Source organism: Marinomonas sp. BSi20584 (genome assembly GCF_002792415.1).
Classification (GTDB): Bacteria; Pseudomonadota; Gammaproteobacteria; order Pseudomonadales; family Marinomonadaceae; genus Marinomonas; species Marinomonas polaris.
In genome coordinates this window covers 122,232-134,273 of sequence record NZ_KZ454868.1, presented here as the reverse complement: position 1 = coordinate 134,273, position 12,042 = coordinate 122,232, and the positions used below count along the sequence as shown (strand labels likewise).

The following is a 12,042-nucleotide window of genomic DNA, read 5'->3' as shown; positions in this document are numbered from 1 at the left end:
TTACACCTCCATTTGACTGTGATAAGCAAGGCCATCACCGTCAAAAATATGCGCCGCCTGTGGCGAAATTGACACGCGTACCGTATCGCCAGCTTTTACTTTTGAGCGTCCTGAATCTTCGACGATAAGATCTGTGCCATCGATTAAAATACCGTAAAGAAGCGTACGATCACCGAGACGCTCAATCACTTTTATGGTCAGATCAAGGCCATCTTCTTCAGCGGCAACCACCGCGGTGTCTTCCGCTCGAATACCGATAACCGCATTTGTGGCGTTGAACTCTGGTGGAAGGACAATCGCAGTAACGACTTTGCCAGCACCGCTGACTTCGACCGTCACACCATCAGGCGTATTTTCAATACTATTAATCGGCAACATAGACATTGGCGGAGAGCCAACAAACTCCGCGACAAAACGACTCGCCGGATATTGGTAAATCTCCATGGGTGTGCCGATTTGTTCGATTTTTTGGTTGTGCATGATGACAATGCGATCCGCCAGTGTCATGGCCTCCACTTGGTCGTGAGTCACGAAGATCATGGTTGAGCCAAGGCGCTGGTGGAGTTGCGCCAGTTCCAATCGTGTTCTGCCGCGTAACGCTGCGTCTAAATTGGATAGTGGCTCATCAAATAGGAAGGCTTTAGGTTCTTTGACAATGGCGCGACCTATCGCGACGCGCTGACGCTGGCCACCAGAAAGTCGTCCTGGTTTACGATCCAGCAAGTGATCTATTTCGAGAATTTTCGCCGCATCATTAACACGACGATCAATTTCGTCTTGGGCGACTTTGACGTTCTCTAGGCCAAACGCCATGTTTTGGCGAGTCGTCATGTGAGGGTAGAGCGCATAGGATTGAAATACCATGGCGACGCCACGTTGACCTGGAGGCAAGGTATCAATGCGTTTTTCGCCAATATCGATAGAACCTTCTGTAATGGATTCCAGCCCCGCAATCATGCGCAATAAGGTGGATTTTCCGCAGCCAGAAGGGCCAAGGAATACAACAAATTCACCGTCTTCGATGTGTAAGTTGATGTCGTCTAATACGGTAACGCTGTCATATCGCTTTGTTATATTTTTTATAGAGATAGATGCGGACATGGTTTCCTCTCTCAGCAAGTTTTAAACGGAAAATCTTGGGGTATTACACCCCAAGTCGAATCATGCGATAGCTCATAGGAGCAATGCTTGCCGTTAATTGTTGCTGTTTGACTGCTGCGCCTTGGCCATCTTTTGGTGCTACTTGCTCTGCATCTGGACCATTTTTTGCGTCAAGTGCATGGCCCGCCATGACTTTATCCATAATGACTTTCTGATATGTAAATCCTTGCAGAGACAGATCCAATTCAATGCTTTCGTCTGGGTGACGGTTAACAATAAAGAAAGTTAGTGCGCCATCTTTATCGGATTCCACGGCAGAAATATCCAGATAGGAAACATTACTGGCGAACTCTGTATCGTAGCCTTGGCATTGCACCGCAAGATTGAGTGCTGTGCCGCGGCCGTATTGGGACGCATACAAATATGGATAGTAAGTCGACTGACGCCACGCTGGACCGTCTTTGACTGTCATAATCGGCGCGATAACGTTGACCAATTGCGCCAAACAGCCAATTTTGACCACATCACTATGGCGAATAAAGGTGTTCAGAATACAGCCAACTTGTAGCGTATCGGCAAAGTCATAAATGTCTTCTAACAAAGCTGGAGCATGTGGCCAACCGTCATTGCCACCGAGAATTTTTTTGTCTTGTTCATTGGAGTGATACCAGACGTTCCATTCATCGAAGGAAATATACACATCGTGTTTGGAGCGTTTTTTGGCTTTAGTGGCTTTAATTACCGCCGCGATGGTGTCGATATAGTTATCAAGTAAGCTAGCTTTAGCTAAATAATTGGCGGTGTTTTTTTCGTGATTATCGAAATACATATGCAGTGAAATGTAGTCGACTGTGTCGTAGGTGTAATCTAGTACTGTGCTTTCCCATTCAGGGTAGGTTGGCATTTTAGGGGAAGAAGAGCCACAAACGACTAACTCGATATTTTTATCGAAAGCGCGCATGGCTTTAGCAGTTTCAAATGCTACTCGACCATATTCAGCGGCAGTTTTTTGTCCGATTTGCCAAGGTCCATCCATTTCATTACCCAGACACCAAAGCTTAACGTCCCAAGGTTCTTCACGGCCGTTTTGCTTGCGAAGGTCAGACCAATAAGAACCGCCTGGGTGATTCACATATTCAAGAAAAGCACGCGCTTCGTCTAAGCCTCGTGAGCCAAGATTCACCGCTAGCATCATTTCTGTACCGGCTTGTTCTGCCCATTCAGCGAATTCATGAATACCAATTTCATTACTTTCTGATGTGTGCCAAGCAAGATCTAGGCGAGTTGGGCGATCTTCTTTTGGCCCAATGCCATCTTCCCAGTTATAAGCAGAAACGAAGTTACCACCGGGGTAGCGAGTAACGGGCACATCAATGTCTTTAATTAATTCGATAACATCTTGGCGAAAACCATGTTCATCAGCAGTTGCATGACTTGGCTCGTAGATACCGCTGTAAACAGCGCGTCCTAAATGTTCGATGAAAGAACCGTAAAGGCGAGGGTCTATTTTGGCAATCACATAATCTTTGTGTGCGGTTACGTTAGCGCGCATGCTTATTCCTTTCTTATTTTTGTAGGATATTAAGATTTATTAAGTATCTGAATTTTTGTTTCTTATCTAATAACTGGATATTAAAAGCATGCTTGACCTGAGGTCAATCAATAAGACGTATATTTTTTGTGCAACTAAATACCAGAATTGGTATGTATAAGTGCGATTTGCAACGAAAAAAGAAAGAGGTAGGTGCTTGGGAAATTACTAAAGTATTGAAATTTATAGTTTTTTAATTTTGATTTATTAGAGCAGGCTTACTGACATCTACATCAGAAAATAAGATGCTGTGTGTGAGGTTAAGATTGAAGGCGTAATACAATATCTTGGTCGTAATTGCCAAATTGTTTGCCAAAAATATTGATGCCGCCAGGGTGTTCAGCATCATCGGGAACAGAGATTCGCACACGAATGGATCTATGGTCTTCCAGTGCAAGATCTTTCAAAGAGATATCAGAAACCCGTACACCATCGATGTAAGTACCATCTTTTGTGACACGAAAGCTTTTTAAATGGCCGTATTGACTGCCAGCAAGCTTCCACCAATCGGGTGTATGTTTACCACGACGATCGCCGTAATCGCCGGGAGCAGTCCAGATCGCAGCCGTTTTGCCGTTGATAGAGATATGAATATCTGAAGGCCAATTTTCTGACGTGCCAGGCACTTCGGATGACAGCTCCATCACCAGCTCTAGCTCTTTCACTATCTGGCCTGCAATACGAGCATTGTTGGGGAATTGATATTCCACATAGCCTTTGGTAAACCACAACAAACTGGCACGCATACGATCAGGAGAAAGATAAGTATCTGGGCTGTCTAAGAAGCCAACAATGCCAGATTCCGAACACAAACCACAAGGCGCCATCACATCAAACTCAGAATATAGGCCCACAGGCATAGCGACTTCGACGACGTTGTTTTGATTTTGTTTGGTGTTACTGAAAGATAAGACGATTTCTTCGTGTGTCGCGCGGCAAATTTTCTGGCTGCCTTTACGGCCTTTTTGGCTTTCGGTGGTAATTAAACCGGCACTTTCGAGGGAATTAATATGACTGGAGGTTGATGATTGGGGCAGTTCGAGAAGGTCTGCAATGTCATTGACATTCATCGGCCCTTTTTCATGTAACAAGGACAATATTGCCAATCGTGCAGGCGCTGCTAGGCTTTTTAGAACATCTGCTCCATCTTCGGGGGTTAGCAATAAGAACTTTTTACTCATCGTCATCTCCAGTTGAAGGTGACTTTATATCGAGATTTATGATTCTTATCAAGTTTTAGTTGTTGATTAATTGTTACTAAAAGTAAGTGATGATCGCTTTATTAATACAAGAAAACGATCATCAACCTTTAGTTTTAAATAGCTTTTTTAAATGTTTTTTAGTGATTTCTAAAGAGTTTTTTGAATTAAGCCAACGGTCCACCAATAATAGTAGTACGCAATCCTGCAATAATGTTTTCGCCTGTTTCATGTCTTAGTTCGTCGTACCAAGCTTGGGTTTCTTGCATGTCTTTACCATGGGTAACATCACAACGTTTACGAGCTTTTAGTACAAGATCTTTGACGCGGAAGCGACGGGCTTCTTCGTAGTTTTTCAATGCAGCGATAACACCTGAAACGGTTTTGCCTTTCTCTTTAAATTGATCAGCAAAGCACTGTCCGAGAACAACAGCATCTTCCAGTGCAGAGCATCCGCCTTGGCCTATGTCTGGAGTTGTACTGTGGGCAGCATCGCCGAGTAGGGCAATATTGCCTTTTACCAAGGTATCGAATGGTTCTATGTCATGAATTTCGATGCGGTTGGTGGTTTCAGGATCAATGGCTGCAATCAGTTTTTGAACGGGTTCAGCCCAACCTGCAAAATAACCCGTTAGATCGGCAATCACTGTTGTTCTATCTTCTGCTAGGCCTTTTGGTAATGGCACATCAAAGAAGAAGTAAAAACGACCGTCGGCAATAGGCATAATAGAAACGCGTTTGCCTTCGCCAACAAAGGTTGTCCATTGATTGGCAGGGGCAATACTTTCATCGATTTCTACCAAGCCATTCCAGTTTACATAATTAGCGTAGCGGCGCTCGGTTTGATAACCAATGACATCAGCACGTACGGCAGAATGTGTGCCGTCGGCCGCAATCATAAAATCACCTACAGCACTGGTACCATCGGTAAAATACGCGGTTACACCTGTGTCACTTTGCTCGACTTTCTCAATGCGTTTGCCAAACTGAACTTTATCACGTCCCCACCAATCGATCATTTGGCTTTGTAGGTCTGCTCTAGATACAGGGCAAGGGCGTTCGCCAACAGCGTCAACTAATGGGGCAAGACTGAACTGCGTCATCACGCTTCCGGTTATACCGTCGTGGTACGCCATGTTGTGCATCGGGCCGCCGAGTTCATCCATAATGCTGCCCATACCTAAATGGTTCATGCATTTTACGCCGTTAGACCAAATAGAGAGCGCGGCACCAACAGGTTTGATTTCTTTTACCGCTTCAAAAATATCGCATTCGATGCCTTGTTGTTTTAATGCTGCTGCCGCTGACATGCCACCGATACCAGCGCCTATAATAAGTGCTTTCATATGATTCCCCTTTAATCTATCGCTCGTTTTCGCGTTGTCTTAGCGAACTTTTAATTTCTTGTTAAAGGAGTAAATGGCAATAAATATGCCATGAAACAAATGAACCTATATTTTAGTGTGTGAAACCTTTGTTTTAGGGCGATACGTAATCAGTGGTGATAGGTCAAAGAAGAAAGAGGCTTATTTTCTTCTTTGACCAACAGGGCAGAAAATGATTTATCTTGGTGCGGATTTTGTAATATTTGCTTCATTCTGGCTCATTAAGCCTTGGGCTGAAGCCTAATTACATAAGACTAGCTGCCACGATAAGTGCTGTAAGAATAAGGCGAGACAAGCAGTGGAATGTGATAATGGGCGTTTTCATCATTGATGCCGAAGCGAATGATGACCGTGTTTAAGAAACTAGGAGCGGTAGGTTTGTTATTGTCTGAGTCTTCGAGAGAGTCAGCGAAGTACTCATCAATGCCAAACTCTAGTTCGTACACACCCACAGAGAAGCTATCAGCTTGCAGCAAGGGTTGATCACAGCGGCCATCGTTATTGGACACAGTGCTATGAATAAGCTGTCGTTGGCCGTCTGCAGAATGCTGGTAAAGATGTATTTTTACGCCAGCCGCAGCAACGCCTTTTGTTGTATCTAAAATGTGAGTGGTTAAGTATCCCATTGTTTTACCTCAATCTAATGTGAAAGCTTGCCTGATTTTTGCAGTAAGCGTCTTTATAAGTGAAATGGATCTGAAAATATTGTTTCATAGAGATCAATATTTGTGCCATGTGTTTCTGTATAGCGTATTTTGTTATTCATACAGATCTTTTTTTATAAGAATTTTTTAGAGCCGTCAGAATTTGGAGTCCTATTATGCAAGACCCGTTAGCTGCGATTAGTCAAATGGAAGAAGTGGATTTTATCGCTTTATTTAGCAGTATTTATGAGCATTCCACTTGGGTTGCAGAAGAATTATGGCGACAAAAAGTCGAGCATCCAAGTGAGTATTTCGACAGTATCGACAAAATCAAAGACACCATGGCTGACATCGTAGAGCAAAGTACTGACGAACAAAAACTCATACTGCTTCGCGCTCATCCAGATTTAGCAGGCAAAGCGGCTTTAGCGGGTGAACTCACTCATGCGTCAACCTCAGAACAGTCAGGAGCAGGGCTGGATCAATGCTCAGAAGAAGAGCTAGCGCATTTTCTACAGCTGAACGATACCTATCGAGAGAAGTTTGGTTTTCCCTTCATTATGGCTGTGAAAGGCGCTACCAAGGATCAGATACTTGCAGGGTTTGAAGCCAGAACGCCCAATGACTGGCAAACAGAGTTTGACCGAGCCATGAGTGAAGTGCATAAGATTGCAAGTTTTAGATTAGCGGACCTCTAAAATCGTTCTGAGTTGTTAAGATAGAAAACGCCATCGGTTTGTATTAATCGATGGCGGTTTGTTGTTTATCTTTCTATTTTTTCTTTGGATAAACAATAAGTTTAAACAACAGAGAAGCTGATTTTTTTTCCTAGTGCCTCTAAGGCAGAGACTAACGTATCGATTTTTGTATTATGGCCAAGGTTGATAATACGTTGCATTTCTTGCTTCTTTTTACCAATACGTTTTGCCAGTTCTGCTTGTGATACATGCTCTTCAAGCATGGTATTCAGCAACAGGACTTTGCTCCAAATACTTAGCGGTACACTGACAGATTCGCCTTTTACTTTAGATGGTAAGGGAACTGAGCGCTCATCTTCAAAATAGAACTCAAAAGCTGTAACCAAGGCGTCTGCAGCTTCGGCTAATGCTTCTTCGTAGGTGTCTGCACAGGTTAGCGCCTCAGGGATATCTGGAAAGCTGACGCTGTAGCCATTTCCGTCTTTTTTAATAATGACTGGGTATTTCATATTCTTCTCCAGCTGTTGGAAAGAGTACCTTTAAGATAGGTTTCAATCGTCTATTCCTAGTTGTTTGAGAATTGCTTTTCTTGTGCCTTCGGCTATTTCTTTGCAGGGATGTCTTGGCATAACAGATCGCTTGTCTTTGTAATAGAGCTTTAAGTGGTTGGTACCTTGTTTGACCTCTACGCCCATTTTTCCAAATATCGTCTGAATTCACTTTGCTTCATCTTGCCTCCGTGCTGATGAACTGAATATATAGTAATCAAAAATGTTTACTAAGTAAAACGTAAGGTAAGCTTTTTTGTTTACTAATTGATGCCTTAAAGGTTAATTTTATATTGAGTGAGGCATAAAAAACCGCCATCGTTTTGTAATAATCGATGGCGGTTTATGTTGTGTAGTATGAAAGTTTATTTATCGACGAAGTTAGCCTGAATGCGTTGGGTTAAAAAGTCTGCAGCGCTGATAGGTTGATAACGTTTTGCAGGGCCTTGGATGATCTGCGTTTTATTGGCTTGGCAGAAGAAGGCGATGGAATGACGGCTGCCGCAGTATTCGTCGACGCGTGGTTGACGTACTCGGTGCAGGTTGGATTTAAGTTGGTCGTCGCTCCAGCGCATGAGCATATCGCCGATGTTGCAGGTGATCACGCCGCCAAAGGGCGGAATGCTTGTCCAACGTTGAGTTTCAGCTTCCGCACCCGGGCAAACTTGTAAACCGCCGTGGCCTTCGTGTTGAAATAATAAGGTTAAACAATCGAAATCCGTATGCGCGCCAGCACGCCAAATATTACCCTGTTCGGTGACACCTTCTGTGGCGTAATAATGCAACAAGCGTAAGGTACTTTGGTAGTCTGGCTGGCGAGGATCGTGTGCTTTGCTAAAGAAGTCTCGATCAAAACCTAGCTTGTCGGCAAAGCAAGACAATACCTTCATGCCCACTTCCCAACATTGTTTTTCAAAATGCAGCGTATTGGCTTGAAAGTTTGGTAACTCATCTTCGCTCGGCCACAAATTATCCATGTGGTATTGGGTAATCTGATAAGACTCTTTTTGATCTTTGGTGCCAGTAGAAGGGCGTATTTGGCTACGGCTTTCCCAGCCCGCATTGACGCTTTTGGGTCGTGGGTATTTTCCTTTAATGCTTTCTGGAAGATTAAAAAAACGCTCGGATTCTTTGAATGCGGCTTTGATTTCTTGTGGATCGATGCCGTGGTTACTTAATTGGAAAAAACCAATCTCGGTGGCCGCAAGCCAAAGTTGCTCAGTGATTTCTTCTCTGCGATTTTCAAAATCGCTCATGTCGATGATGCGAATTTCTCGTTCGTTGGTGTCTTCGCCTGCACCACCAAAAGTGGTTTCGCGTTGTAGTTCTTCAAGTGAATATGAATTAGTCATGGTTTTCTCCCATTCTCCTAGGTTTAAAATAACTAGGCGTTTTTGCCTAGTGGAAAATGGAGCAATGACCGAACGCACTCTTACTCTTACTCTTTTAATAGAGTAACAGAATAATAGAACGCGTCTGACTGCTTCTACTCCGATTATTTAGTGTTACCAAACACCCTCATGCAATTTCGCTGCCTCTTCTTCAAGGCAAGGCCCAATAACTTCCACTTTTCGTTGTCCCGATTCAAACACGGTGCGACAGGGCAAAGCCAAGGTTGGGTTTTCTGGATGATTCCCGGTGATTTGTTTTAAGCTGTCTTCGCTTAATCCATACACTAGGCGTCCTAATCCGGCCCAATAGGCAGAACCTGCACACATGGCACAAGGCTCGGCGGAAACATACATGGTGCATTTCGCCAGAAAGTCAGGACGATAGGCTTTGCTAGCGCGCGTCATTAACTTGCGCTCTGCGTGCCCTGTCATATCGAAATCTGGCAAGTAACCGTTCACTTGTTTCATTAGGACATTGTCTTCATCGTCGACCAAGATCGCCGCAAACGGGTGGATGCCTTGTTGTTTGGCTTCATCTGCAAGGGCAAAGCTTTGGCGTAAAAATTCGGTGTCTTTTGTATTAAGCTTCATATTCATTCCCAGTCTTCAATAGGGTATTTAACAGCACAATAATCGCAAACTATTTTTTCTTAGGAAGGCTCCACGGAAAAAACCACGCCTGAATCCACTGTATCGATTTAAATAACAACAAACTAATAACCGACAAGAAGATCAGCCCTGCAAAAGCTTGTGGGATTTTAAAGAAAGAGGTGGAGAACTGAATGAAATACCCCAATCCTTCTTCGGCTGCGACGAACTCCGCCACCACGGCACCGATAATCGCCAAAGTGATAGACACTCGAAGCCCACTAAAAATGTGTGGAATCGCATAAGGAATGCGAATCTGCCAGGTTTCACGATAACGCGGAGCACGCAAAGATTGGCTTAGCTCGATCATTTCTGGTGGTGTTTCCAACATGCCCGTCGTCGTTGATACTACAAGCGGGAAGAAGGTGATCAAGCAAGTGATCAGCACGCGAGATGGATCGTCTGTACCTAGCAGTACGATGATCAAAGGTGCAACCGCCACCACAGGTGTCGATTGAATCACGATCAAGGCTGGATAAAGCACTCGGTTCATTAGCTCAGAGCGCATCATGCCAATTGACAGTGGAATAGCAATCACGATAGACAAGGCAAAACCCATTAAAGCCACGCGTAACGTCGCCCAAAGATGCGTTAACCAACGAGAAAACTCCACATCAAAAAAGGCGGTAAAAATCGCTGATGGTGATGGCAGAATATAGTTTGGCACATTGCCAAAACGACAGACTAATTCCCATAACAGCACAAGGCCGATAAAGAACAAGCCAGGCGCGAAACGGTTTGCCTGATGTGCAAGCCAAGATTTAGGCTGGTACGTTTGGTTCATAAATATAGCCTCTAATTAAATCGGTTAGCTCAGCAAAACGAGGGGAGTTAATGGTTTTCGACGAGCGCGGGCGAGGTAAGTCCACCTCGATCAAATCCAGAACCGTGCCGGGGCGTTTGCTCATCACCAAAATGCGATCAGATAACAAAACGGCTTCACTAATGGAGTGAGTGATAAACAGCACGGTTTTTGGATTCTTCTTCCAAATATCCAGTAGATCAAAACCGATTTGCTCTCGCGTTAATGCATCTAACGCCGAGAAAGGTTCATCCATCAAAAGAATGTCTGGGTTGAGCAAGAGCGCGCGAATAATACCAACACGTTGTTGCATGCCACCAGATAACTCGTCTGGCATCTTGTCAGCAAACTGGGTTAAGCCCGCCATTTCCAATAGCTCGTTCGCGCGTTTTTCATCTGTGGCGGAGTAGCTGCCGTATTTGTGTTTGAGTGGAAACAACACATTTTTACGTACGGTCAACCAAGGCAATAAATTGGCCTTTTGAAACACTATGCCCACATCATCACGAGGTTCTGTTACGGGCAGATTGAATACCGACACTTCACCATGTGACGGAATTAGCAACCCCGCCACCATGCGCAACAGCGTTGATTTACCACACCCAGAAGGTCCCACCACCGCCACGAACTCGTGACGGTGGATGTCGAGATCAATACCTTGCACTACCATTGGTGTTTCTGGACGTGGATCGTATTTATGACCCACGTTTTTCATGCTGACGTAGGCCGCTTTAGCATTATTTTCAATGGAGTTCATATCTTCCATAGCCTTGTTGTTTTCCATATGGCTTTTGTTTTCCATGTGGTTACTCCGGTTTAAAGCTGCTGTTTACTGCGGTTTTTGGATCGATAGCATCCATTTTTAAACCATTTGCTTCCGCCACGTATTCCCATGTTTTTTGAATGCGTTCGTCGGTGAAATTACCGAAGCCATCTTTTGTGGTGACATCGTTATACACCAAACTATAAATGCTCTTAATTTGTGCAGAGACAATACTGGCATCCACTTCAGGCACCATTTTGTGCAGGTCGATACCCGCTTGGTCTGGATTGGCGTAAGTAAACTCGATGGATTTGGCAAAGGCTTTGATAAAGCGTTTGGCGACATCAGGACGTTCTTCTAAAAAGCGTTCAGAGGCTAAAACTGATGAACTATAAAGTGACAAACCAGAATTAGACCATGGCATTTCGATCAACTCTTTGCCTGCACCTTTTGCTTGTGCATCATAAAGTGCCGTGTTGGTAACCCAAGCAATAATGGCATCTGTACTGCCGGTAATCATCATGGGAGCCAAGGCACCTGGATCCGATTTCACTAATTTAATATCGTTTTCGCTCAAACCATTTTGTTTCAATACCAAAGGCAAGAAAGCATTTGATGAAGTGAAAGGCGAAGTCGCGACCTTTTTGCCTTTCAAATCTTTAATGGATTTAATACCGCTGCTTTTCAGCACAAAGAACGCATGAGGAGCTTGTGTGAAGTATGGGAAGACAGCGACTACAGGTACATCGGCTTGTGCTTTCGCTGCCATCAAAGCACCAATATCGGAACTACCAATATCAGATTGGCCCGTTGCCATCTTAGTCAACGCATCGGTAGAACCACGACCGCTGGCAATCTTGACTTCCAAGTCTTCATCAGCAAAGAAACCTTGTTGAATACCCACATAAACAGGCGCTTTATCACCGCCTGGTAGCCAATCTAATTGAAACGTCACTTGATCTGCCGCCATGACAGAAGTACTTGAGATGAGACTGGCTAAAAGAGTCAATCGGATTGCTGTTTTTTTTGCCGCTTTCATAAACATGCTCCATACAATTAATAGGGACTAAAGACCCGCTTGTTTCACATAGGTATAAGTTAGCAACATTTGTTCCATTTTTTCATGGAGGTGTGGATTTTTATTTAAGTGATTGAATTTATTGTAAAAATAAAAAATATAAGGCCTTGAGTGATAAGGCTTGTAAGGTTCTAAGTAGAGAGAGTGAAACAAAATGGTGCATTAAAAAAGTAATATTGGGTGTAACAGTAGAC

At 43.9% G+C, this 12,042-nt stretch carries 13 protein-coding genes; 1 reads left to right on the top strand and 12 read right to left on the bottom strand.

Annotation, left to right across the window (positions count from 1 at the left end):
- The 5 genes from TY87_RS00695 to uraH all read right to left on the bottom strand — a co-directional run bounded on the left by TY87_RS00695 (position 1) and on the right by uraH (position 5,902).
- The gene (locus TY87_RS00695) at positions 1-1,101 is read right to left on the bottom strand and encodes an ABC transporter ATP-binding protein (protein WP_072840487.1); all 1,101 of its coding nucleotides are present in this window, start codon (positions 1,099-1,101) and stop codon (positions 1-3) included.
- A gap of 43 nt (positions 1,102-1,144) precedes the next feature.
- Positions 1,145-2,653 carry an arabinosylfuranosidase ArfA gene (arfA, locus tag TY87_RS00690; RefSeq protein ID WP_100185628.1) on the bottom strand — a complete coding sequence of 503 codons (1,509 nt, stop codon included), beginning with the start codon at positions 2,651-2,653 and terminating at the stop codon, positions 1,145-1,147.
- Between the two features lie 299 nt (positions 2,654-2,952).
- Entirely contained in the window at positions 2,953-3,873 is a 921-nt protein-coding gene (locus TY87_RS00685; protein ID WP_100185627.1) for an ArsR/SmtB family transcription factor, read from the bottom strand.
- 185 nt (positions 3,874-4,058) lie between these two features.
- The gene (gene hpxO, locus TY87_RS00680; RefSeq protein ID WP_100185626.1) at positions 4,059-5,237 is read right to left on the bottom strand and encodes an FAD-dependent urate hydroxylase HpxO; all 1,179 of its coding nucleotides are present in this window, start codon (positions 5,235-5,237) and stop codon (positions 4,059-4,061) included.
- A gap of 293 nt (positions 5,238-5,530) precedes the next feature.
- Entirely contained in the window at positions 5,531-5,902 is a 372-nt protein-coding gene (uraH, locus tag TY87_RS00675; RefSeq protein ID WP_072840491.1) for a hydroxyisourate hydrolase, read from the bottom strand.
- A 194-nt stretch (positions 5,903-6,096) separates the two neighbouring features.
- On the opposite strand from uraH, the gene uraD reads away from it, so the two are divergent.
- Positions 6,097-6,618 carry a 2-oxo-4-hydroxy-4-carboxy-5-ureidoimidazoline decarboxylase gene (uraD, locus tag TY87_RS00670; protein WP_100185625.1) on the top strand — a complete coding sequence of 174 codons (522 nt, stop codon included), beginning with the start codon at positions 6,097-6,099 and terminating at the stop codon, positions 6,616-6,618.
- A 101-nt stretch (positions 6,619-6,719) separates the two neighbouring features.
- Here uraD and TY87_RS00665 read toward each other — a convergent pair whose 3' ends face one another.
- From TY87_RS00665 to TY87_RS00635, 7 genes are all read right to left on the bottom strand, one after another.
- Positions 6,720-7,127: a type II toxin-antitoxin system HicB family antitoxin gene (locus TY87_RS00665; protein WP_100185624.1), complete on the bottom strand. Its 408-nt coding sequence runs from the start codon at positions 7,125-7,127 to the stop codon at positions 6,720-6,722.
- Between the two features lie 42 nt (positions 7,128-7,169).
- The gene (locus TY87_RS22970; protein WP_425435122.1) at positions 7,170-7,313 is read right to left on the bottom strand and encodes a type II toxin-antitoxin system HicA family toxin; all 144 of its coding nucleotides are present in this window, start codon (positions 7,311-7,313) and stop codon (positions 7,170-7,172) included.
- A 218-nt stretch (positions 7,314-7,531) separates the two neighbouring features.
- Complete coding sequence (locus TY87_RS00655; RefSeq protein ID WP_100185623.1) at positions 7,532-8,518, bottom strand: isopenicillin N synthase family dioxygenase; 987 nt, start codon at positions 8,516-8,518, stop codon at positions 7,532-7,534.
- Between the two features lie 153 nt (positions 8,519-8,671).
- On the bottom strand, positions 8,672-9,148 hold the full coding sequence (locus TY87_RS00650) for a nucleoside deaminase (RefSeq protein ID WP_100185622.1): 477 nt from the start codon (positions 9,146-9,148) through the stop codon (positions 8,672-8,674).
- Between the two features lie 49 nt (positions 9,149-9,197).
- Positions 9,198-9,989: an ABC transporter permease gene (locus tag TY87_RS00645; RefSeq protein ID WP_100185621.1), complete on the bottom strand. Its 792-nt coding sequence runs from the start codon at positions 9,987-9,989 to the stop codon at positions 9,198-9,200.
- Positions 9,967-10,809, bottom strand: a complete 843-nt coding sequence (locus tag TY87_RS00640) for an ABC transporter ATP-binding protein (protein ID WP_232617028.1) — start codon at positions 10,807-10,809, stop codon at positions 9,967-9,969. The genes TY87_RS00645 and TY87_RS00640 overlap by 23 nt, the downstream gene beginning before the upstream one ends.
- A 4-nt stretch (positions 10,810-10,813) precedes the next feature.
- Complete coding sequence (locus TY87_RS00635; protein WP_100185620.1) at positions 10,814-11,809, bottom strand: ABC transporter substrate-binding protein; 996 nt, start codon at positions 11,807-11,809, stop codon at positions 10,814-10,816.
- Positions 11,810-12,042 lie beyond the last annotated feature (233 nt).